The organism is Rothia sp. HMSC065C03 (assembly GCF_001837295.1).
GTDB lineage: Bacteria > Actinomycetota > Actinomycetes > Actinomycetales > Micrococcaceae > Rothia.
Window position 1 is genome coordinate 355620 of sequence record NZ_KV831978.1, and the last position, 23281, is coordinate 378900.

Here is a 23281-nt window from a genome sequence, read left to right on the forward strand (position 1 = left end):
CGCTGGATTACCCCACCTTTAAGAACGTACCAATGGTACACACCTACCCCCACACAACAACACTTGAACAGCACTCACCAAGGGCGAAAGGCACCGGTCAGCAGCCGGCAGAGAAGCGGCATGAGAGCAAAACCTCCGCGCCACCGCCCCGCTGGACACAGCTTCCACCGTTACACTTAACACCTATGCCAGCGCATCCGGCACACACCACCGGAAGCGGCAGATACCCGGCAGGGCACACCCCCTGGCGTAGCCCTAGCAGGGCACACAGACTCTCAAACACGGCACTACAAGGAGCGAGGACATGGCAGCAGGGCGCACACAACCCATCCCCACCGTCAGCAGCGGGGCACGCGCCGCCTCCCTCGGAGGCACCCGACGCGACCTCGGGCTCGACCTCGCCCGCGCCTTCGCCGTGCTCAGCCTGCTCATCCCCTTCGGGTACTGGCTACAGCTGATCCCGGTGTCCTGGAAGTTCTGGATTCCGCAGACCCTCGTACCGGCTGAACCGCTCTTCGCCGCCATCCTCGGCGCCGCCGCCTGGCGGTACGCCCGCACCGCGAACTTCCCGCAGCTCTTCGCCGGAACCATCGTGCGATTCCTTGCACTACTACTGCTGGGCGTAGCGCTCATGCAAGGCATCACCTACCTGCCGCAACCGGGCGTCACCGTACCGGCACAGGGCTTCAGCTATTCTCTGCCCTTCGACATGCTCGTGCACCTGGCACTACTCACCCTGCTGACCCTATTCGTCGTGCACCTGCCCCTCTGGGCAGTCGCAGCGCTTGCGGTGCTCACCAGCCCCTTCATCACCTGGACCTACACCCTGCTCATGGATGTAGCCGCCCAAGCTGATGCGTGGACCGCCGTTCAGCTGCCCTTCCTGGCGAGCCACGGTGTCAACCATGCCCAAAGCGCCCAGCTCATCTGGGTCATGTGCCTGGGCATCGTGCTCGTACGCCTCTACGACAATCTGCAGGCAAAGCTCGCAATCCCCGTCGTACTCGCCGTACTGGCGCTCGCCGTCTACCGCACTTTCAACCCCTACACCGAGCTGGGCGTCCTCAACAGCCCGCAGGTACTACTGACCCTGAATCTGGCGGCAACCCTCTACTTCTGGGCCGAATGCGCGCGCCTGCTCTCCGCACAGGCGGGAATGCTCACCCCCATCGCACGCCTGGGCCAGATGTCGCTGAGCGCCTCCATTGTGCTGAGCGGAATCATCATCTACGCCGGACCCACCATCAAGGCATTCACCGTCGGCGAGCACTACATCGCCACCGGAGGCTGGGGCACCGCCGTGTACTGGAGCGCCTTCCTGCTACTCGGCGCTGTTATCGCCCTGGGCTTCTGCACCCTCTGGTCACGCATGGCACGCTCCATTGCCGGTCGCGGCCCCTTGGAGGCGATTCTCGCCCTCATCTCCGGGCGCGGCTAACCGAATCTGAACTCAATACGAAAGCGCCCCCTCCCCGCGTTCCTGCGCGGGTAGGGGGTCGCCTCTATATGCTCAACATCTGCCGCAGAATCTGCGCCGGAGTCTGCCTAGGAGTCTGTAACAGAAATACTGCGGGTACGACAAAGCCCCGGTCCAGCGGACCGGGGCTAGCTGTCGGGATGACAGGATTTGAACCTGCGACCTCGTCGTCCCGAACGACGCGCGCTACCAAGCTGCGCCACATCCCGATGTTGACCTATCAGCGAATACCGTAGGCAACTCACCTAGGATAACCCAAAAAAATTCAGAACGCAACACAGCGGCACACCACCGGTCGGGGAGAGGCAAATAAAGTTCCTAGGCTTCAGCCTCCTGAACCTGATTCAGCTCATCCCAGGAGGCGTACATCGCCGCAAAACGACCGCCGGAAGCAATCAGCTGCTGCGGGGAGCCATCCTCCACCACGGAGCCCTCATGAATCACCAGCACACGATCAGCGCCCAGAACCGTCGAGAGGCGATGCGCAATCACCAGCGCCGTACGCCCCGCCAACACGGTTCGCAGCGCCGCCTGCACCGCACGCTCACTCGGAATATCCAGCGAAGCCGTCGCCTCATCCAGAATCAGCACCCGCGGATTCGCCAAGAACACGCGAGCAAAGGACACCAGCTGACGCTGACCCGCCGACAGAGTAATACCGCCACGACCCAGCTGCGACTCGTAGCCGTCACGCAGACGCTCGATGAACGCATCAGCGCCCACCGCCTTCGCGGCAGCCTTCACCTGCTCATCGGTCGCCTGCGGGTTGCCCATGCGGATATTCTCCAGAATCGACGCGGAGAACAGGAACACTTCCTGAGTCAGCATGAGAACCTCACGGCGCAGTTGCACGTCCGCCAGCTGGCGAACATCCACGCCGTCAATACGCACCTGACCGGAGGAAACATCGTAAAAACGAGCCACCAGCTTAGCGATAGTAGACTTGCCGGCACCCGTAGCACCCACTAGCGCCACGGTCGTGCCCGGCTCAATGCGCAGGGTCGTCTCCTTCAGCGCGTGACGGTCTGAGGTGTACCCAAAGACCGCCGAATCCAGCTCCACCAGGGCACCCTGAACCCCCTCAGCAGCGGAAGAGCCAGTTGCAGACTCAGCCGCAGACTCTACAGCGCGCTCATGCGGATGTTCCGGCTCAGCAACCTCCGGCTCCTCAGCCAAGAAGGACGAAAGCTTCTCCAGCGCGGACATCGCCGACTGGAACATGTTGTAGAACTCGGACAACTGCATGACCGGCTCAAACACGCGGTTCGCGTAAATTACCAGCGCCAGCAGGGTACCGATCTGCATGGTGCCGCCCAGCACCGCATAACCGCCCAGCACCAGCGCACCGGCAATAAACACATTGCCCAAAAGCATCAGCACGGGCGAGTAGATGCCGAAAATCTTAATCGAATCCATCACCGCAAGGCGGTAACGCTCCGACGCCTGCGCGTACTCGACGCGCATCTGCGCCTCCGCACCAAAAGCCTTTACCGCGCGGATACCCGTAAAAGTCTCCACAAAACGGCTCGTCAAATGCGCAGACTCGGTACGCATCGTGCGGAAAACCGGCACCGCAGTCTTCTGGAACCAGCGCGTCAAGAAGTAAATCGGCACGCCCATGACCAGCATGAACAGACCGATACGCCAATCCAGCAGGAAAATAGCGACCGCAGAAATCACCATGGACAGCAGCGTAATCGCCAGCTGGCTAATGCCGCTGTCCAAGAAGCTACGGACCGTATCAATATCGCTGGTCAGACGCGAAATGACCTTGCCCGAGGTGTACCGCTCATGGAACGACACACTCAGCGACTGCGCGTGACGGAACACCCGCTTACGCAGGTACACCACCACGCCCAGTGACACACGCACCGTGTACGCCACGTTGACCCACGAGAAGATCGCGGTCACCGCGGTAGCCGCCACAAAGAACGCCAGCAGGGTCAGCAGGACAGATGCATCACCTTGCTTGAGCGGCTCAATCGAACTATCCAGGACGCGGGCAATCAGAATCGGCGCAACCGCCGAGGAACCCGAGACCAAAAGCACCGAAATAATCGACAGAGCCAACGCCCCACGGTGCGGGCGCAACATCTGGCGCAGTAGAGCCATCGAGCGTTCGCGAGTCTCCGCGCGCTCCTGCGGGCTCATCTGCTCCCGCGGCTCCGCCGGACGATGATGGGCCATTAGCCCTCCTCCATCGTCATCAGCTGGCGGTACTGCTCCGACGACTCCATCAGCTCAGCGTGAGTGCCTTCGGCGACCACAGCACCGTCAACCATCAGCAGCACACGGTCCGCCAACGCCACGGTGGAGGGGCGGTGCGCCGTCAACAGGGTCGTAGCGCCGCCCAGGCCCTCCAGACCCTCACGCAGGCCGGTAATAATATGCTCCTCGGTGTTCACATCCAGCGCCGAGAACGGGTCATCCAGCAGCAGCACGGAGGGGCGCTTCGCCAGGGCACGCGCCAACGACAGACGCTGACGCTGACCACCCGAAAGGCTCAGACCCTCCTCACCAATGACGGTATCCAGACCCTGCGGAAGCTCCGCCACGAAATCGCACGCAGCCAGCTGCAGTGCGGTCTGGAGGGTCGCCTCCAGCTCTTCTGCGGCGGGGTAATCCTCATCCTCGGTGCCGTGCTCGTACTGCTCAGCAACGCCCATCAGCACGTTCTCGCGGACCGTGCCGGAGAAGAGCACCGCCTCCTCAAAGACGAACGCGGTCTGGGCGCGCACCTCCTCAATGGACATTTCGGCGGCATCTCGGGTGCCAAAACGCAGGGAACCGGAGGTCGGCTCGTAGAAACGCGGAACCAGCGACAGCACGGTGGATTTGCCGCTACCGGTTGCACCCACCAGCGCCAGAATCTCGCCCGGGAAGACCTTAAAATTTACGTCCTTCAGCACGGAAACCTCGGGTGCCTTCGTCTCAGACGTAGCTTCAGAATTCGCCTCAGTGGTAGCCTCAGCCGGCGCCTTGATAGCGTTGTAGCTGAACTGAACGTGATCGAAAGTGACAGATACTGCGCCACCGCTGGGGTACTGCATAGTTTCCTTCCCGGAGCCGCCCTCGGCAGACACTCCAGCTACTGTTGACGAATCAGAAGCACCTTGCGGATGCTCGGGCCCAGACACAGCCGCGGAGCCACGAACCAGCGGCACCGCCTCAAAGCCGGGCTCGTCCATAACCTCGTTGTGGCGTTCCAACGCCACCTTATAGCTCAAATAGGCAGACATCAGCGCGGTCGAGCGCGTCACGTGGCTGAGCACGGTTGTCTGCACCGCAAAGTAGGCGGTCATCGCACCCAGGCTCAAGGTGCCTGCCGCAACCTGCGAAGCGCCCACAGCCAGCGCCACCGCCGTAGAGACACCCACGATCAGGCCCTGGTACAGGGCAACACGAGCCACCAGCATCGACCTGCCGTACTCGCGCACCTGCAGGGCGTCCACCGACTCGGAATATTCCTGAATCTGCTCGGGGGAGCGGCCCAGCGCCTTAATCACGCGGATGCCGCGCACCGACTCCTCAATACGGGTGGAGAGGTCGCCCGTCATCTGCTGAATCTCATGTGAAGCGCGGTAGTACTTGCGGGTGAAGTTCACCAGTGACAGCACCAGAATCGGCACGGTCACCACGAACACCAGCGCGAGCGACGGCGAAGAACGCAGCATGAAGAAGCCACCGACCAGGAACATCACCGCAACAGTCAGCATCTGAACGATACCGAAAGACAACCAACGGCGAATCGTCCCCAAATCGCTCATGGAGCGGGTCAGCAACTGACCGGAGGGCCAACGATCCAGCAGAGAAAGCGGGGCGCTGAGCAGCCGGTCAAAGAAGTTCATGCGCATGGACAGCTCAATCGTGGAGGTCGGGTCCACAATCAGCCAGCGCCTCCAATACATGAAGGAAGCGTGCGCAATACCGAGCAGAAGCACCAGGCCGCCGGCAATCCAGATGGCGCTCTCGGTGGTGCTCTGCGAGAGATGATCCACAATAATCTGCAACATCTGCGGAATAGCAATCTCAAGGGCACCGGCACCGAAGGCCACGAGCAGACCCACGCCCCAGCGCACACGAATCGGACGCGCATACGCGGCGAGGGTGTGCGGGGCACGCTGACCGTGCGCGTAGTCGATCGGGTCGGGGGTCGGTTCGCTCGCCGTCTCCAAGAAGGGGTTGCGGCGGCGCTTAGCCGTGTGTGCTGTAGAAGCCTCAGACATTAGAGACGACCACCCGCTGCGGTAGCGGAGGCACCCTGCTCCTGACCACGAGCTGTGAGGGTCACCAGGATTGCCTCCGGCGGGCAGAACAGACGGACCGGCGCAAAACGAGAGGTGCCCAAACCGGCAGAAACCTGAACCGGAATACCGGACTGCTCACTGACACCCTTCGCACGCGAAGGCGGCAAATCGCAGTTACTGACCAGGGCATGACCGCCGGGCAGGCAGACCTGACCGCCGTGCGTATGACCGGCAAAAATAGCCTGCGCACCGTCCTGCACGAAGCGGTGCAGGGTACGCATATAGGGGGCGTGTGCCACGCCGATACGGACGCTCGGCTCGTCCCCCTCATCGAAGGCACCGGGGGCGAAACCGGGGTGCTCATCGTAGCGCAGGTGCGGGTCATCCACACCGGAGAACTCCAGACGCAGACCCTTGAGGTTCAGCGTGTCGTAGCGGTTGACCAGGCCCGTCCAACCGCGCGACTCGAAGGCGTCGTGCATCCGCTCAATGGGCAGTGCTACGCGCGAGCCCTCCTCAATCATCTGCGGGGTGCGCGGCTGCCACAGGTAGCGTGCCGGGTTCTTGAAGACGGGCGCGAAATAGCAATTCGAGCCGGGCACAAACACACCGGGGAAGTCCATGAGCGGGTCGAGCGCCTCCAACAGCGGCTCCATACCGCCCACGTGAGAGAGGTTGTCGCCCGTGTTCATGACCAGATCCGGCTCCAGGGCAGCCAGCGAGTGCATGAAATCAATCTTCTTCCGCTGCCCCGGAATCATGTGCATGTCCGAGATGTGCAGAATCCTAAAGTCGGGGCTACCGGCGGGCAGCACCGGCAGAGACTCGGTGCGGAGCTGAAAATTATTCAGCTCAATAAAGTGCCCATACGCCGCCGTGGCGGCCCCCAAGGCTGCAGTGGCGGCTACCGCCCCCGCAACCTTCTTCAGGAGCGGGGAGGAGCCGCGTGCGCCGGGGACCGCCACGGGGACGCGGGCGTTGACTGCGTTTTCACACATTATCAATCGCCTTTCAGGCTTCAGCTGATGAGCTGTGATTCTAGCTGTACGACAGAATCTTATCGCTGGGGGTGGTGAAGTCCTTCGTGTTGTACTTCGGAGCGATCGTCTTCATGAACGACTGCCACTGAGCACCGGCGTAGGTCGCACCATCCACATAGTTCAGAACACGACCGTTAATGCCCACACCGTTCAGGGAACGGAAGCCGAGGTTGTTAGAACCAACCCAAGACGCGGTGGACAGGCCACGAGTGTAGCCAACCTGCCAGGTCTGGGAGGAGTTATCGTTTGTACCGGTCTTCGCAGCCGAACCGTTCGGCAGACCAATACCGCGCTGAGAAGCGGAACCGCCGGGCTGGATAACACCCTTCAGAACCCAGCTGACACCGTTCGCGATGTCCGGATCCAGAACCTGCTCACACTGGTTCTGGTATTCCTTGAGAGTCTCGCCGTCAGTCTTGGTGATCTTCTCAATCGGGCGCGGGGTGCAGTACTTACCCTCAGAAGCGAAGATAGCGTACATGGATGCGCTGGTCAGCGGGGAGATACCGTACTTGGTACCACCAATGTTGGTACCCAGGTCGGGGATGCTGTGCAGCGGTTCGCCGGTACCGTCCAGGGCGTGCATCTTGATGGACAGGTCGTGCACATCGCACAGGTCAATCTGGGAGAGCATGCCGTACAGGTACGAGTTCAACGACTGGCGAATACCGTACGCCGCGGTGTTGTAGCCTAGGCCACCGTTGAACGCGTTCTTGTAGGACCAGCCGTTCGGCTGACCGGTGTAGTAGTACTTACCGCCCTCGTAGCACTTGGCGTTCCAACCGAAGCTGGTGGGCCAGAACAGCTGGGTACCGTTCACGGTAGCGTTAGCGCCGCGGCCACTGATGAGCCACTGAGCCAGAATAATCGGCTTGAACGTCGAACCGGGCTGGAAGCCAGGGGTACCACCGTACGCTACATCAACGTTGTAGTTGTACTCGGTCTTGGAGTGGTCGTTTGCGTCTGCGGGGCTACCGAGCTCGGTGTTCTGTGCCATTGCGATGACGCGACCAGTGCCGGGCTCAACACTGGTCAGTGCGGAGTTGACGTCGTTCCAGTTGGTTGCAGCCGGCTGGGTGGAGTCCACTGCCTGCTTTGCCGCGGTCTGAGCCTCGGGGTTCAGGGTGGTGACAACCTTCAGGCCACCACGCTTAATCGCGGTGTTACGCAGCTCAGCGGTTGCGCCGAGGGACTCATCCTGCAGCAGGTAGTTGACCACGTAGCGGCAGAAGAACGCCTTGTCGCCTGCCAGGGAGCAACCCTGGGACTTGGGGTGGACGTTGAGCTTAATGTCGCTGGCGATGGCGTCGCTGTATTCCTTGTCGGTAATCTTGCCGTCGCGGAGCATGGTGCCCAGAACGATGTCGCGGCGTTCACGGGCGAGTTCGGGGTTCACGGTCGGGTCGTACACGTTCGGTGCCTGCACCAGGCCGGCAAGAAGCGCGGACTGAGCCACGTTCAGGTCCTTAGCGGAAATACCCCAGTAGTACTGTGCGGCAGCCTCAACACCGTAGTTCGAACCACCCAGGTTCACGATGTTCAGGTAGCCTTCAAGGATTTCGTCCTTGGACTTGTTCTGCTCCATAGAGATCGCAAGCTTCATCTCGCGAATCTTTGCGGCGTAGGTCTTGTTACCGTTCAGGGTTGCGGTAGCGTCCTCACCGCGAGCCACAGCGGCATCAACGATGAGGTTGTTAACGTACTGCTGGGTCAGGGTCGATGCACCCTGACGGCGGCCGCTACCGGAGTTAATGATGTTGTTCAGGAACGCACGACCAATACCGATTGCGGAGACCGCACCGTGCTTGTAAAAGTCGCGGTCCTCCACCGAGACGATGGCGTCCTTCATGTGCTGCGAAATCTGATCCAGCTTGACCGGGTCGCGGTTCTCTTCGAAGAAGGTCGCGATTTCGGTCTTGCCGTCAGCAGCGTAAATAGTAGAAGGACGGGAAGAGATGCCATCGGCAATGTCGTCAGGAAGGTCCTGGAACCATGACATCGACGCGTTCGCGACCATACCGGCACTCACAGCCGGGGGTACGACAATAATTGCCGCGAGGAAACCGGCAATCACGCTGAACGCGAGGAACTGCAAAAAATCTCCCGGGCGGCGACGCGCACGGGTTTTCTTAGATGAAGCCATTCATTCAGTTTATCCCATGAAACTGTGAGAAGAAGCCCGTCTCGGCACCCCACAGGGAGGTGGGCGCTTCAGCCCTGAGAATAAAGCCCCCAAAAGCGCCGGACATTGACCAAAACCATAGTGAATCCCTTTTACTTATTGAACACCGGGCGATAGTCTAGAGGGTATGAAGAAATGGGAATACGCAACTGTACCGCTGATGATCCACACGACCAAGGCAATCCTCGACAACTGGGGTGAAGACGGCTGGGAGCTCGTAACCGTTCTCCCCGGCGCATCCGCACCTGCTGGCGCAACCCCCGCGTCGAACATGGTCGCTCCGACTCAGGGCAACCCCATCGCCTACTTTAAGCGCGAGAAGGCTGACTAAGAGCAGCGTACCCGGCGGTCACCTCACATATTCCTCTCCTCTTTAACGGGGAAGTGGGAATAGATGAGGAAGGCCGCCGGTTAGCCGTTTAACAGCTGCCTGAATATCAGTAGCGTTTAGATTTGCGGCGTTCCCCCTATCACCGTTTGGGTGCCAGCACCCGCCATCCTTCTGGAGTAATCATGACTGAATCCCGTATTGAAGCACGTATCCGCGAACTCGGTTACGAACTGCCCGTAGCACCCGCCCCCGTTGCCGCTTACGTTCCCGCGGTGACCTCCGGCTCCTACGTGTACACCTCCGGCCAGCTGCCCTTCGTCGACGGTGCCCTGCCCGAAACCGGTAAGGTGTCCGCCTCCGGTGCTGAAGGCTTCGTGACCCCCGAGGATGCGAAGAAGTACGCGGGTATCAGCCTGCTCAACGCCCTGGCGGCGGTCAAGTCCGTCATTGGCGACCTGGACCGTGTGCAGCGCGTCGTGAAGGTCGTTGGCTTCGTGGCATCCGAGGTGAACTTCACCGCTCAGCCCGCTGTCATTAACGGCGCCTCCGAGCTGCTCGGCGAAATCTTCGGCGAGGCAGGCCAGCACGCCCGCTCCGCTGTGGGTGTTCCCGTTCTTCCCCTGGACTCGCCCGTAGAGGTCGAGATCATTGTTGAATATGTCTAATCTGTACACCGGCGCGCTGCCGCTGTCTGCTATTCGTGCTGCCCAGGCTCAGCGGGCAGCACAAAGTGGCGCCCAAAAGACGGTGAACGGTATAGACGGTCACGGATCCGGCGAATCACAGGATATCAAGACTCTGCCCCTGCCGGTGCAGGAACGCCGCTTCGGCACCCCCACCCCGGCTGAAGGCGTGGAACGCCCCCGCATGTTTACCGGCCGCCAGTCTGCGGCTAACCCGCGAACCTCCTGCATCCAGCGTCTCTACACGATTCCCGAGTTCATGCGCACCGCAGCCGAAAGTTGGCGTGAAGGCGGTAACGAAGGTGCGACCGGCTGTACGATGCGCCAGGCGGCATCCGTCATTTTTGTGCGCGATGGTGACAACGGCCTCGAAACGATTCTGACCTACCGCCCCGGCATCTCTCCGCTGGGCGTGGTCGCATTCCCCGGCGGCACGGCTCTTCCCGGTGATGATGAGTCTGCATCCTGGATTGGCCCCGGTGCCGAATACTGGGAAGAGCAGTTCCACTTCTCCGATATTGCTCAAGCACGCCGCAGCGTCATGGCTGCCGTGCGTGAATCCTTTGAAGAGACCGGCATTCTGCTCGCTGGTGAGGACGAACAGGACGTCGTGGAGCGCTCCAGCACCCCTGAGCTCATGGCGTGGCGTGAAGCGGTTGCCGAGCAGGACAAGAGCTTCTCTAACTTCTTGACCTCCAGCGGTCTGAGCGTGCGCGCCGACCTGCTGCGCCCCGTAGCGCGTTGGCAGTCCCCGGACTTCTTCCTCAAGCGTTACGACATTGCCTACTTCACCACGGCGCTACCCGTAGGCCAGGACCCGAAGCTGCTGCTCGGTAAGGGTGTGTGGGGCGACTGGCTGAACGTGCGTGAACTGCTCGAAGCTAAGGACGCCAGCGAACTCGGTGACCGCATCGGTCAGTCCAATACGGTGGGCCGTACCCTCGACCAGCTCATCACCCCCGGTGTGATGTGCATGCTCGAATCGCTGGCGAAGGCTCAGACCTCCGTGGCGTGGCTGTCGAAGCGCCGCAAGATTGAGGTGAAGAAGCCCGTGCTCGTCACCCACAATGGTGCGTGCATGCTCTCCTTCACCGAGGTGGTTCCGGCTACGACCGGTTCCATGTACACCGGCGCAATGGGCGTGCTCTAGCGAGCTGCCGCCTACACTTGCTTTCGAGATGAAGCGTTAAAGAAATCAGGAGCCATTTCCCCATGCAGAGGGAAATGGCTCCTGATTTATTTAAGTCGTGCGTCTTTTAGCGAGGGCGTCCTAGAATGCCCTAACTCAAAGAGACCTTAGCGGGAACGCTGGCGCAGGCGGGGCAGGTCCAGAATGACAACTGCGCGTGCCTCCAGGCGGATCCAGCCGCGAGAAACGAACTCGGCAAGAGCCTTGTTCACGGTCTCGCGGGATGCGCCAACCAGCTGTGCCAGCTCTTCCTGAGTCAGCTCGTGAGCAACGAGCACGCCGTCGGTTGCGGGGCGGCCGAAGCGGTCAGCCAGGTCCAGCAGTGCCTTAGCGAGGCGGCCGGGAACGTCGGAGAAGACCAGGTCAGCCAGTGCCTCGTTAGCGTGGCGCAGGCGGCGAGCCAGAGTCTTAATGACCTGATCGGAAATCGAGGGATCCAGCTGCTGTGCGCGCTTGAAGGACTCGTGCTTGATGGCAGCCAAGCGGGTCTCAGAAACAGCCACAGCGTTGGTCGAACGGGGCGAGGGGTCGAAGAGAGCCATCTCGCCGAAAACATCACCGGGACCCATAATCGCGACCATGTTCTCGCGGCCGTCAGCGGCGGTACGGCCCAGCTTGACCTTACCGGAGAGCACAGCGAAGAGCTGATCGTCCTGGTCACCCTCGTAGAAAAGGACAGCGTTGCGGGAGAGGTCAATCTCCTGAATGTCATCGGTCAGCAGAGCGAAAGCTGCGTCGTCGAGGTTAGCAAAGAGAGGGGTACGACGGAGGATCTCGAGATCCATAAAGTTCTCCTAGATGTGAGGTGATGAGCCGAAGCTCGTAAATGTTCAGTGAGTGAGCCCGAACCGGTGCCATGCGTCTCAACATCTGAAATGTGAGAAGGCTCAAGCTAGTGTGACATATTCAACTGATATGAGCGTACCCTAAAAAAGCTGTTTGTGCATTCCGATAGGGCGAGCTTTACAGCAAAAGTTATTTCTTCCGAGAAAATTCAAAGCTTACCCACAGGTTCAGCACCTAATATCAGGCATTCAGGTGTGTACTTTTTTCGGTACCAAGCACGCAGACACCCTCATGACCAGGAGGCGCACCGCCTCCACACACGGTACGATGCGACGAGGCAGAAACCCGAGCCCAAAACCCCGGGAACACAAGCCCGCCGCATCCACCACTGGGTGTTAACGCACCGCCACACTCACCGGGCACAGCCCGCACCAACCACATGGGCACACCGTGACCATTTCTACCCACCAAGGAGGCAATTAGTCGTGACGACTGGCATCAACCTGCTTGATATTGCTATCCCCATCATTCTGCTGCTCTACTTCCTCGCCGGAGTCCGCAGCGGATTCTTCACCACTCTCGGAACCTTCCTCGGCCTGGGTCTGGGCGTCTGCGCCGCAGCCTGGCTCGTGCCCCTCGCCGTGGCATCCGTGGGATCCCAGTGGAGCCTCATTACCGCCGTCGGTGTGCTCGTCATCTGCCTGACCATCGGACAGTGGCTCGGCCTCGTTGCCGGACGCACCATCCGCCGCGTCACCGACATCACCCCGCTCAAGGGCGTAGAACGCTTCTTCGGCGGCGTGCTGAACCTCGCCGCCTGCGCCCTGGTCATGGTCGTGCTGACCATCTCCATGCGCACCGTGCCCATCCCGCAGCTCAACACTGCGCTCAGCGACTCCAAGACCCTCTCCTGGATGGTCGCATCCACCCCCGAGGTCGTCAAGGACCGCATCAACACGGTACGCAATGACGTGCTCGCCTTCGGAACCATTCCGGAAGTCAGCCAGCTCATCGCCCCCGAAACCAGCGCCCCCACCGAGACGGTAGAATCCGCGGCACTGGACCAGGCAGCAGCCTCCGTCGTTGAGATTCTGGGCGCCGCAGAACAGTGCGGCTATACCTCCACCGGCTCCGGCTTCGTGGCTGACAACGGCCTGGTCGTCACTAACGCCCACGTGGTCGCCGGCGTGACCTCCCCGGTCGTGCAGGACTCCCGCGGCCGCACCTGGCCCGGCACCGTCGTCTACATGGACACCGAACAGGACCTCGCCTTCATCAGCGTTCCCAAGCTGCCGCTCGAACCGCTGACCATCGGCACCAACGCCACCGCAGGTAGCCTCGTAACCTTCATGGGCTACCCCAAGGGCGGCCCGTTCAAGGCACTGCCCGCCACCGTGCAGGGCATCGGCAACACCCAAACCATCGACGCCGACACCGGCCGCGCCAACGCCATGCGCCAGGTCTACCAGCTGGCAGCCGACGTGCAGCACGGCAACTCCGGCGGCCCCGTCCTCGACGAAAACGGCAACGTGGTCGGCGTGATCTTCGGTAAGGCAACCACCGGCCAGACCGGCTACGCCATCACCGCAAGCACCCTCAAGCAGGCACTGGCTGAAGGTGGCGACAACACCGCCGCAGTCTCCACCGGCACCTGCCGCAAGTAGCTAACAAAAACATTCAGGCTCCCGAACCTCTAGCGAGGAACGGGAGCCTGAACTATTTAACGAAAGGAGGCGGCGCGCTGTTATTCCGCCAGATGCTGCGCCAGGAAATCAACCGCCATGACATAGCCGTACGCACCCGCACCGGCAATCACCGCGGTAGCCTGCGGCGACACAAACGAATGATGACGGAACTGCTCACGACGATGCACATTCGACAGATGCACCTCAACCACCGGAAGCTCAGCCGCCTCCAGTGCATCATGCAGCGCCACCGACGTGTGGGTGTACGCCGCCGGGTTGATAATAATCGCCGCGCCACGAGTACGAGCACGCTGAATCTCATCCACCAGCGCGCCCTCATGATTCGACTGCATAAACTCAACATCAAAACCATGATCCGCCGCGCGCTCACGCACCATACGCTCAATATCGTGCAGAGTGGTGTAGCCGTACACCTCGGGGCGGCGCTGCCCAAGCAGGTTCAAATTCGGTCCATTAAGCACAAAAATCGTATCTGACATAAAACCAGTGTGGCACAGCGAGCGCCCGCTGAGCGCTAGCCGACGCGAACTGCCCAGAAAATGATGCGGAGGAGGGGAGAGCGCAGGCGCGTGGCGGATGCGCATCCCCGCATACGGGGGGCGACGCGCGCCAAGTACGGTGAACCTCGCTACCGCCCACACACCTAAGCCCGGTACCCTCGCGCTATGACCGAGAACGCCACCCAGCCCGCAGCGGGCGCACAGAACACCGCGGCAGAGAACGCCGAATCGCTCCTACAGATCCGATTCGTTCCCGAATTCAAAGCCGCAGCCGCCGCACGCCGCCTCAACGCCCGCGCACCCGAAAGCCACCTCGCCACCGTGCGCCGCGCCCGCAAAATTAACCGCATCCTCGGCGAAACCTACCCCTACGCCGTCGCAGAACTCGACTTTGACAACCCCTTCGAGCTACTCATCGCCACCGTGCTCTCGGCACAAACCACCGACGTGCGCGTCAACTCCGTCACCGGTGCACTCTTCGCACGCTACCCGGACGCCGCCGCGCTCGCCTCCGCACGCACCGAAGAGGTCGAACCCTACATTCAGTCCCTCGGCTTCTACCGCGCCAAGGCACGCTCCATCGTCACCCTCTCCCAGCAGCTCGTCGAACGCCACAACGGGCAGGTTCCCTCAACCCTTGAAGAGCTCGTAGAACTCGCCGGAGTCGGTCGCAAAACCGCAAACGTTGTGCTCGGAAACGCCTTCGACGTGCCCGGACTGACCGTAGACACCCACTTCGGCCGCCTCGCCCGCCGCATGGGATTCACCACCGCAGACGCCCCCGAGACGGTCGAAAAAGACGTCGCCGAACTCATCGAACGCAAAGACTGGACGCTCTTCTCACACCGCATGGTCTACCACGGCCGCCGCATCTGCCACGCCAAAAAGCCCGCCTGCGGCGTATGCCCCGTCGCCGACCTCTGCCCGTCCTATGGCGCCGGGGAAACGAACGAACAAGCAGCACGTAAACTCATGAAATACGAAATGGCACCCGGTCGAGAAGATCTGCACCTGCGATTCCTGCAGGGCGCAACCCGCCGCGAACTCATGGCAGAAGGCTACCCGCTCAGCGCCTAACGGCGACTAAGCCGAACCGGAACGCAGCCGCGCAGAAGAGAGGTACACAGATGAGCGCACCCGAGCAGTCGGTACAACCCGAACAGGCTGGGCAGGATGCACAGCACCCCGCCCAGCAGGCACTGGCGGCTCTCGCAGAGGGCGGCGTGGAATTTGACGTCCAAGCCCTGCTGCGCAGCGCACCCGCCAGCCCCCTGAACAAAGAAGCCGCCGTGCTGATTCTCTTCGGCGTGCTCGATAACTCGCCCTCCACCGGCAAATTTGACGGCTGCCCCGAAAACGTCAGCGCCGACCTGGATGTACTGCTCCTCGTACGTGCCGCAACCCTGCGCTCACACGCCGGTCAGCCCGCCTTCCCCGGCGGCAAAATCGACCCCGAAGACTATGCACTCGCCGAAACCACCGGCGAACCCGTCGCCCACATCGCCGCCCTGCGCGAGGCGGTCGAAGAAACCGGGCTCGACCCCGCCGGCGTGCAGATCCTCGGCCAGCTGCACACCCTGCCGCTACCCATCAGCAACTTCATGGTCACCCCCGTCATCGGCTGGTGGAACAGCCCCGTGCCTGTCGAAGTCGTTGACCACAACGAGTCCGCGCTCATCGCCCGCGTGCCCGTGCGTGACCTGCTCAACCCCGCCAACCGGCACACCGCCTACGTCAAACGCGGCCGCACCTCACACCGCACTCCCGCCTTCGAGGTGCGCATGCTCGGCGGTGAAGAGTTCACCGTCTGGGGATTCACCGCGATTCTGCTGGACCGGATCTTCGACTCGCTCGGCTGGACCGTGCCCTGGGATCAGAAAAAGATGCGCCCGGCACCCGGCTACGAGGAGTAAAGCTCTTCGCAGAATAAGCGCTTGACTAGCGGATATAGGGTGCAGATAGGGGTGGCAGGTAGCTTGAACGAAGCTACCTGCCACCCCTATTTTTTGTTGTACGGTGCCGCTTATGCGCGGCTGATTATTTACCGCAGATTATTTACCCTCGGCGTAGTTGCGCACCCGCACCACCGACACCGGAAAATCAACCGGCACCCGACCGAAGAGCAGACGCGCCGCCTCCGCAGCGCCCTCACGCACGATACGCTCCACGCGATCCGCCTCCAGGTCGGGACCGCACAGCAGAAGCTCATCGTGCAAAAAATACACAATGCGGGTGCGCATCGGCATACCAAAAATCCGCTCCGACAACAGACGAGAACGCACCGCGCCCATCCAGCATAGAGCCCACTCAGCCGCCGTACCCTGCACAATAAAATTGCGGGTCATACGCCCGTGCGCACGCGCAGTCGACACCGCACGCGACTCAGCCGCCGGCGAAGACCGATCAGCCACAATCTCACGGAAACGCTCATCCACCGGCGGGGACGTACGACCCAAAAAAGTCGTCACCTGCCCGCCCGCCTCACCAATGCGCGCGGCACGCTCCGTAAAGTCCATCGCCTGCGGAAAAAGCGCCGCCACATGCGGCAACAGGGCACCAATCTCACCGCTGCGGCCGCCATACATAATCGCCAACATGCCAACCTTCGCGTGGGAACGCTCCGTCAAACCCACACCCTTCATGCGCGCCAGCTCGGCAATACCCGCATACAGGTCAGCGCCACGACCCGCCGAAGCGAGCGCCTCATCACGGCTCAACGCCGCCAAAATACGCGGCTCAATCTGCGAGCCATCCGTCACCGTCAGCACCTGACCCTCCGGCGCCTGCACCGCCTGACGAATCTCCGCAGGTAGCTGCAACGCACCACCGCCGGAAGCGCCCCAACGCCCGGTCGCGGCGCCGCCCACCTCAAGATGCGGGCGGAACGCACCCTCGGAAACCCAAGTATCAGCCCAGGTCCAGCCGTTAGCAGTCCAAATACGGTACAGCTTCTTATAGCGCAGAATCGGGTCAATCAGCGCCCAACGCTTCTGCCGCTGAGCCGGAATCGCATCCGCCCAACTCTTCAACTCCCACGAACGCGTAGACTTCACCGAAACCCCCGCAGACTGCAGAGCACGCAAAAGATCCTGCGGCGAATCCGGGTTCAACGACGGCATAAACAGCATGCGCTGAATCTGCTCCGCCAACTCTTGCATCTTCTGCGGACGCTCCCCGGGCACCGAGCGCGGACCCAACAACTCGCACAGATGCTCATGATGCGCCTGCACATTAAACGGGATGCCGTAATAGCCAATCTCAGCCGCCACCAATGCACCGGCAGACTCAGCCGCCGCCAAAAGACGCAGTCGCTCCGGGTGCCTTGACTCGCTAATAGCGCGCGCCTGTGCCAGCCATTCACGCATCAGCACACGCACCACCGGATGCTCCGGCAGCAGAGTCACCGGGCCCGCCGCCAACTGCGGGGCAAAAGGCTCATGAGGCGCCGCCTCAAGGAAATCCGGGGAGGAATCAGCAGGAGAACCGGCGAATGCGGCGGAAGAGGTAGCGGGCGCACTCAAAAAATCAGCGCCGAATAGCTCCTCCTGACCCTGAATCTGCCGCGCCACCGGCAGATACCCCTGAGGCTCCACAGCCTCACGCACATCAGAAAGATTCAGCACCGGGCTGTACTCCACAAAACCGCTCGGATGCGTGGCAGCAGTAGCCAAAATTCGCTGCACCAGACGCAAATCATGGCACAGATGTACCCGCACCCCGCGGCGCAGAAGCAGCGGGTCAAAGTGGCGGGTATCAGCCCAAATCCAGCGCGGAAAACGCCCCTGTGCCGAATCAGCCGCCTGCCGCTCCACCTCTCGCACATACGCCGGAAGATTCGCCGCACTCACCCGATCCGCCCGCGTAATCCGCGGAATAAAGGTCGGGTCCTGCAATTGCTCAGCGGTCGGCGCCGAAAAATGAAAAGCACCCCACGAGGTCACCGGCTGAGCACCGCGCGGGGACGCACCTGCGGCAATAGCCGACGTGACCGGGTGCGCGGGGGTGCCGGTCTGGGCGGTAATACCCGCGCCAGTGGCAGGACTGAGCAGAACGTACATTCTTCCATTATCGGTGACCGGGTGCGAAGGCGCGCGGTTTGTGGTCGCGGGTGGGGCGGTTTGCGGAAGGGACAGGGGAGGGCTGAACGCGCCGTGGTTTGTCATAAAAGCGCCGGATGCGTGCGTTTTGTTCGTTTGAGGTGCGTGCATCGTGGATATTTCGGGGTGCGCGAGGAGTTATCCACAGAACGCTCATTCTCTTAAAAATTTAGGATGGGCGCAATGCTCTCCTAGAGCCATGAACCCCACCAGAAATCCCGCCAGCAACACCGGTAGTCCCAATGGCTACCCGACCAGCGCCGTGCAGAATCTAAGCACACAGAGTCCAAGCACGCAGGTGCAGGGAACGAATCGACTGGGTGCGCAGAATGCAGGTGCGCGCTCACTGCCCGCCCTGCTCATCCCCGAAGACTACCGCGCCCGCGCCGTCGCCCTGCACGCCCGCGAACTGATTCTGCGCTCGCCGCAGATGAGCGCTATCGCCCTGGGCGGTTTTAGCGGCGGGTTCAGTGGCGGGGCCGAGCGAGCAGGGGAGCGGCCGCCCGCAGGTGGCGCAACCGTCGCGGGCAGTGCAAACGCTGCGAGTGCCGCGGGCGGTGGGTTACTCCAAGAATCCCAACCCCTCCGCGAGATCCTCGAAAACGCCGTGGATGAGGCAATCTGCACCATCGACGGTGGACACCTGGGGAACACGAACGCAGAAGGAACGGGCGCAGGCGGAACTAATGTGACGAAGCCCCGAAAATTCCGCACCAAAAAGGTGCAACCCGCGCCCGCCTCCTGGAGCTACCCCAGCGTGGAATACGTGCCCATCAACCGGCAGACCGCACTGAGCTACCTCGCCGCGGAACTCTACGGCCTCGGCGCCCTCGACCTGCTCCTTGACGAGGGGCAACGCGCCGGAACCATCACCGATATCTACGTGAACTCGCCCTGCGATATCTGGGTGGGCATCAACGGAACCACCCGCCCCGTGGCGCTGAGCCTCGGCAATGAGCGGCGCGTGCGTGACCTCGCCGAACGGCTCATCCGCAGGCACGGCGGGCAGCTGGATGCCGCACATCCGGCGGCTGACATCAGCGACGAGCACGGCAGGCGCATCCACGCGATTATCCCGCCGCTGAGCGAACGTACCCGGCTCTCCGTGCGCCTACCCGCCCGCGAGCGCCCCACCCTGGCACAGCTGCAGGCCGCCGGGCTGTGTGATGAGGCGACCGCCGCCTACCTGTGCCGCATGATTGCCGAACGCCGCGGATTCCTCATTAGTGGTGGTACCGGCACCGGCAAAACCACCCTGCTCAACGCCCTGCTGGGGCTGTGCACGCCGCAGGAGCGCCTCATTCTGCTCGAAGACACCCCGGAGTTGGCGCCGCAGCATGAGCAGGTTATTGCCCTCAAAACCCGCGCCGCCAACTCCGAGGGTGCCGGCGAAATCGGGCTGGGTGAGCTGATTGTGCAGGCGCTGCGTATGGGCCCGGATCGGCTCGTGGTCGGTGAGTGCCGCGGCGCGGAGGTGGTGCACCTGCTGACCGCCATGAACACCGGTCATCGCGGCGCCGGAACGACCCTGCACGCCAATAGTGCGCAGGCGGTGCCCCTGCGTTTGTGCGCCCTGGGTGCGCTCGCCGGACTGGATAGTAGAACGGTCGCTCTACATACGGCGACGGCTTTTGAACGCATTATCCACCTGGAACACCGGGACGGTCGCCGCCGCATCGAGGGTATTTACAGCCTGCACCCCGCCACACAGGGGAGCGAAGAGTATCTGCAGGTCAGGCGTATTTCTACCGGGTCCGAAGTTGGGTACTAGCCCCCGAAATGGGGGAAGCAGAAAACGTGAAAGGAGGAAGCAATGAAGCAGAACGAGAAGAGCAACGGAAGCCTTCGCGAACGCTGGACTGAGTGCTGGACTGAGCGCCTAGCTGGGCGTATCGCCGGAGCAGCCAGTGCCGAGGAAATGCGCATGTGGCCGCTCATGCTACGCACCCTCGCCCTGAACCTACGCGCCGGCATTCCCCTGCAGGAAGCGGTGCGCACCGACCCGGGCTCTAGGCAGTTCGGGCAACTCGGACAGTGCGAGCTGGTGCCGGGTACGGGGAAAACGTGCACGAAGAATAGCTCTCGGAAAAGCGCCCGCCCCCGACGGGCACGAGGCCTCTCGCCTCTTTCCGAAGACTACGGGCACAAGCGGTGCGCCGAAGATATCCGCCGCTTCACGCAGGCTCTCGCCACGCTTACCTCTTGGGGTGCACCCGCGCACCTCGCCTGCGCCCAACTGCTCGAAAACAGCACCCGGATGCGCCCGCACAGCCGCGAGCGCCTGCACGACCTGCAGCTGAGCCTGCGCATGAGTGAGAGCACCGGTGCGCCGCTCGCCACGAGCCTGGAACGCGCCGCAGAACACGCCGAAGAACGCATCGACGCGCTCCTGGGCAGGCAGAGCGCCCTCGCCGCACCGCGCGCCACCGGCAGGATTCTCTCCTGGCTACCGCTGCTCGGCCTCGGATTGGGTGTGCTCATGGGAAGTGACCCCGTGGGCGTGCTGACCGGATCTATCCTCGGGGTGCTCACCGGTTTGCTCGGGCTGGGGCTCGCCTTCGCCGGGCGCCGCTGGACCGCCGCGCTCGTGCATCGGGCGGAGGTGGAGAGCACACGAGCTGGGCATACAGGAGGCGAGCAGGCCTTGAATGCACCGACTGTTGATACCGCCCTCGTACTGGAACTACTCGCCGCGCAGTTGAGAGCCGGGCTTGCACCGCTCGCCGCCTTGGGTACCCTCGCTGAGGCGCTCAACAGCCGACCCCTGTATACGGTCTGCCAGCGCCTACAGATGGGTAGCGACTGGGGGAGCGCCTGGTCGGGCTCCGCGGCGGGAACCTTCGGTGAGCTTCGGGATGCGCTCGCTCCCGCCTACACGGGTGGCGCACCCAGCACTGCGCTGCTGCTCTCCCTTGCCGATGCGCACCGCCTCAGCGAGCGCCGCGCGGCAGAACGCGCCGCCGGAAAGCTCTCCGTAGCGCTCGTGGTACCCCTCGGGCTGTGCTCGCTGCCCGCCTTTATCTGCTTGGGTATTGTGCCCATCATCATTTCGCTACTACCCACGCTGACGGGCTAAAGAACCATGCGCATAAGCGCTGTTGACCAGTTGAAATGCCGAAAAGTTTAGACCCTCGCCCATCTGCAGCGAACGCGGATGAGCACCCACCCCGCCCCGCATGTTTAGGGCACAACGAAAGGAAAACCAATGACGAACACCCTCTGCGAAGCAATCCGCCACGACCTGCACCCCGTCGGCGCTCCGGTAAACGCCCCGGCCGGTGCTCCGCGTGAAATTCAGCCCGCCGCACCCGGCGCAGAAGCGCAGACCATTCTGGGCCCCGTGCCGCTGTCCGTTGCCATTGCAACCACCATGAAGCAGCTGCGCGAAGAATGCCCCGAGCTCTTCAACGATGCCGAGCTTTTGAGTGATGCTGAGCTGAACCACACCGGCCCCAGGATTGACCCTAACGAAATGGAGATTGATATGAACACGAACAGCCTGAGCCCCGAGCAGGCGCTGACCATTGCCCGTGCGCTCGCCGAGGGCTGCACCCTGGACGAATGCGGCGCCACCTGCCGCAGCCTGGGTGAGCACGCGCCCGGCTGCACCGAATATGTACCAGCTGAGAGCGACGATAAGGTACTCGAAGAGTACGCCCCGGCGGGGGACCCGGAGGAAGGCGCCTCCACCGCGGAGTACGGCATCGTGATGCTCGCGGCGGTCGGTTTCGCGGGCCTGCTGGTGCTGATTCTCAAGTCAGATGAGGTGCGTTCCATGCTCCTGGATATTGTGCGTAACGCCCTGTCCATTGCGGGCAATACGGGACTGCTCTAGAGGCCTTAGTCTAGAGGTATTGGAAAACCCGCCGTAGGGTTTTGTCCCTAGATGCTAGGTTCTTTGGAAAATCAAGCCAGAAGGGAGGAATAAAGAATGAACGCTCATGTGAATTTGGGTGCTTTGCGGCGCACTTGCTCCGCAGGGAAAACCAGTGTGGACCCGACACTCTCGACCCCGCAGAAGAGCCCAGTAGAAGAGGGCGTGATTACCGCCGAATTTGCGGTGGCCCTACCCGCCGTGACGGTGGTGCTCGCCCTCTGCCTGGGTGCCGCCTCCACGGGGGTTGCGCAGCTGAAGGTGGAGGAGTCCGCGCGAACGGCTGCACGAGCCGCCGCCCGCGGAGATTCCGAGGCGCAGATTCGCTCCGCCGTCAGCCGCATCGACCCGGCGCAGAGCGTGCAGATTTCTGTTTCTCCTGATGCTGTCGCTTCTGATGGTGCGGTCGCCGCGGATGCGGGGCACGCCCGGGAAGTGCACGTGCGGGTGAGCCGCCCCGCCCCCGGTGTAATCGGCTCGGCAACCGGCTGGGTGCTGCGGGCGGACGCCCACGCCCGCGTTGAAGGCGGCGGCGAAAACGATGCTGAAAACGGTGCGGGACATGAGAACGAATAGAGCCGCTATGTGCCCCGCCCCGAAGGCAACCTCCAAGAATCAACGCCCCGAAGAGGGTAGCGGCACCGTCCTCGCCCTCACCATAATTGCGGCGCTGCTGGTGGTGACCGTGGTGATTGCCGGGCTCATCGGGGTGGTGTCCGCGAACCGTAGGGCGTCCGCAGCCGCCGATTTGAGCGCACTCGCGGCGGCGGATGCCTACCGCGGGCTCACCGAGGGCGACCCGTGTGCGGTCGCGATGGATCTTGCCGCCCGCCACGGTGCGCACCTGGAATCCTGCACGTTTCCGGAACGACCCGAAACGGTGGAGGTGACGGTCTCGGTCCCGGTCGCAGGGCCCATGGGGATTCTGGGCTCGGCGAGGGTGCGTGCCCGCGCTGGGGCTGAGCACCCTGAAGAAGAGTACGCCGAAGAAGAGCATGACGCGGCGGGCAACGCGGAGGAACTGAGCCCCGATGAGGTCGCCGAGCTGGAGGAGGAGCTGGAAGCTGGGCAGGATTCGGTACCCGAACCTCCTGAGCCGGAAAACCCAGCCGAGCCAGAAAGTCTGACCGACTAGGGTATTTGTTCTCACCGGGAGTTGTCATCCCAGC

Annotated in this window: 19 protein-coding genes and 1 tRNA gene; 12 read left to right on the forward strand and 8 right to left on the reverse strand. The window is 62.3% G+C overall.

The features are described from left to right. Positions 1–304 precede the first annotated feature (304 nt). A complete protein-coding gene (locus HMPREF2605_RS01690) occupies positions 305–1438 on the forward strand; it encodes a hypothetical protein (RefSeq protein ID WP_070846755.1) in 1134 nt (377 codons plus the stop codon). 174 nt (positions 1439–1612) lie between these two features. On the opposite strand, the gene HMPREF2605_RS01695 is transcribed toward HMPREF2605_RS01690, so the two are convergent. From HMPREF2605_RS01695 to HMPREF2605_RS01715, 5 genes are all read right to left on the reverse strand, one after another. Further along, positions 1613–1686: transfer RNA gene (locus HMPREF2605_RS01695), tRNA-Pro, on the reverse strand. Between the two features lie 109 nt (positions 1687–1795). Next, on the reverse strand, positions 1796–3664 hold the full coding sequence (locus tag HMPREF2605_RS01700) for an ABC transporter ATP-binding protein (RefSeq protein WP_070846756.1): 1869 nt from the start codon (positions 3662–3664) through the stop codon (positions 1796–1798). Then, positions 3664–5703 (reverse strand): ABC transporter ATP-binding protein, encoded by a 2040-nt coding sequence (locus HMPREF2605_RS01705; protein ID WP_070846757.1) that lies wholly within the window; start codon positions 5701–5703, stop codon positions 3664–3666. Before HMPREF2605_RS01705 ends, HMPREF2605_RS01700 begins: the two co-directional genes overlap by 1 nt. Next, entirely contained in the window at positions 5703–6722 is a 1020-nt protein-coding gene (locus tag HMPREF2605_RS01710) for a metallophosphoesterase (RefSeq protein WP_070846758.1), read from the reverse strand. The genes HMPREF2605_RS01705 and HMPREF2605_RS01710 overlap by 1 nt, the downstream gene beginning before the upstream one ends. 40 nt (positions 6723–6762) lie before the next feature. Continuing rightward, entirely contained in the window at positions 6763–8907 is a 2145-nt protein-coding gene (locus HMPREF2605_RS01715; protein WP_070846759.1) for a transglycosylase domain-containing protein, read from the reverse strand. Between the two features lie 166 nt (positions 8908–9073). Here HMPREF2605_RS01715 and HMPREF2605_RS01720 point away from each other — a divergent pair, with 166 nt between their 5' ends. The 3 genes from HMPREF2605_RS01720 (at position 9074) to HMPREF2605_RS01730 (ending at position 11110) form a co-directional block, all read left to right on the forward strand. After that, the gene (locus HMPREF2605_RS01720; protein ID WP_005504647.1) at positions 9074–9277 is read left to right on the forward strand and encodes a DUF4177 domain-containing protein; all 204 of its coding nucleotides are present in this window, start codon (positions 9074–9076) and stop codon (positions 9275–9277) included. A 182-nt stretch (positions 9278–9459) separates the two neighbouring features. Then, positions 9460–9942 (forward strand): RidA family protein, encoded by a 483-nt coding sequence (locus tag HMPREF2605_RS01725; protein ID WP_070846760.1) that lies wholly within the window; start codon positions 9460–9462, stop codon positions 9940–9942. Next, positions 9935–11110: an NUDIX hydrolase gene (locus HMPREF2605_RS01730; protein WP_070846761.1), complete on the forward strand. Its 1176-nt coding sequence runs from the start codon at positions 9935–9937 to the stop codon at positions 11108–11110. The genes HMPREF2605_RS01725 and HMPREF2605_RS01730 overlap by 8 nt, the downstream gene beginning before the upstream one ends. Positions 11111–11256: 146 nt before the next feature. Here the strand turns inward: HMPREF2605_RS01730 and HMPREF2605_RS01735 are convergent, their stop codons facing one another. Continuing rightward, the gene (locus HMPREF2605_RS01735) at positions 11257–11934 is read right to left on the reverse strand and encodes a Crp/Fnr family transcriptional regulator (RefSeq protein ID WP_005504653.1); all 678 of its coding nucleotides are present in this window, start codon (positions 11932–11934) and stop codon (positions 11257–11259) included. 486 nt (positions 11935–12420) lie between these two features. On the opposite strand from HMPREF2605_RS01735, the gene HMPREF2605_RS01740 reads away from it, so the two are divergent. Further along, positions 12421–13599, forward strand: a complete 1179-nt coding sequence (locus HMPREF2605_RS01740; protein ID WP_070846762.1) for a MarP family serine protease — start codon at positions 12421–12423, stop codon at positions 13597–13599. Between the two features lie 80 nt (positions 13600–13679). On the opposite strand, the gene aroQ is transcribed toward HMPREF2605_RS01740, so the two are convergent. Beyond that, on the reverse strand, positions 13680–14120 hold the full coding sequence (gene aroQ, locus HMPREF2605_RS01745) for a type II 3-dehydroquinate dehydratase (protein ID WP_005504658.1): 441 nt from the start codon (positions 14118–14120) through the stop codon (positions 13680–13682). A 186-nt stretch (positions 14121–14306) separates the two neighbouring features. Here aroQ and nth point away from each other — a divergent pair, with 186 nt between their 5' ends. Then, positions 14307–15218 (forward strand): endonuclease III, encoded by a 912-nt coding sequence (gene nth / locus HMPREF2605_RS01750; RefSeq protein WP_070593806.1) that lies wholly within the window; start codon positions 14307–14309, stop codon positions 15216–15218. A 50-nt stretch (positions 15219–15268) separates the two neighbouring features. Next, the gene (locus tag HMPREF2605_RS01755) at positions 15269–16054 is read left to right on the forward strand and encodes an NUDIX hydrolase (RefSeq protein WP_070846763.1); all 786 of its coding nucleotides are present in this window, start codon (positions 15269–15271) and stop codon (positions 16052–16054) included. Positions 16055–16192: 138 nt separating this feature from the next. Here HMPREF2605_RS01755 and HMPREF2605_RS01760 read toward each other — a convergent pair whose 3' ends face one another. After that, the gene (locus HMPREF2605_RS01760) at positions 16193–18199 is read right to left on the reverse strand and encodes a bifunctional 3'-5' exonuclease/DNA polymerase (protein ID WP_070846764.1); all 2007 of its coding nucleotides are present in this window, start codon (positions 18197–18199) and stop codon (positions 16193–16195) included. Between the two features lie 238 nt (positions 18200–18437). Here HMPREF2605_RS01760 and HMPREF2605_RS01765 point away from each other — a divergent pair, with 238 nt between their 5' ends. From HMPREF2605_RS01765 to HMPREF2605_RS01785, 5 genes are all read left to right on the forward strand, one after another. After that, entirely contained in the window at positions 18438–20009 is a 1572-nt protein-coding gene (locus HMPREF2605_RS01765) for a TadA family conjugal transfer-associated ATPase (RefSeq protein WP_246822905.1), read from the forward strand. 42 nt (positions 20010–20051) lie between these two features. After that, positions 20052–21314: a type II secretion system F family protein gene (locus HMPREF2605_RS01770; protein ID WP_070846765.1), complete on the forward strand. Its 1263-nt coding sequence runs from the start codon at positions 20052–20054 to the stop codon at positions 21312–21314. 129 nt (positions 21315–21443) lie between these two features. Further along, positions 21444–22073, forward strand: coding sequence for a DUF4244 domain-containing protein (locus HMPREF2605_RS01775; protein ID WP_012902930.1), 630 nt, complete (start codon positions 21444–21446; stop codon positions 22071–22073). Between the two features lie 96 nt (positions 22074–22169). Beyond that, positions 22170–22688: a TadE family type IV pilus minor pilin gene (locus tag HMPREF2605_RS01780; protein ID WP_070846766.1), complete on the forward strand. Its 519-nt coding sequence runs from the start codon at positions 22170–22172 to the stop codon at positions 22686–22688. Between the two features lie 7 nt (positions 22689–22695). Continuing rightward, positions 22696–23247 carry an Rv3654c family TadE-like protein gene (locus HMPREF2605_RS01785; protein WP_083324835.1) on the forward strand — a complete coding sequence of 184 codons (552 nt, stop codon included), beginning with the start codon at positions 22696–22698 and terminating at the stop codon, positions 23245–23247. The last annotated feature ends 34 nt before the right edge of the window (positions 23248–23281 follow it).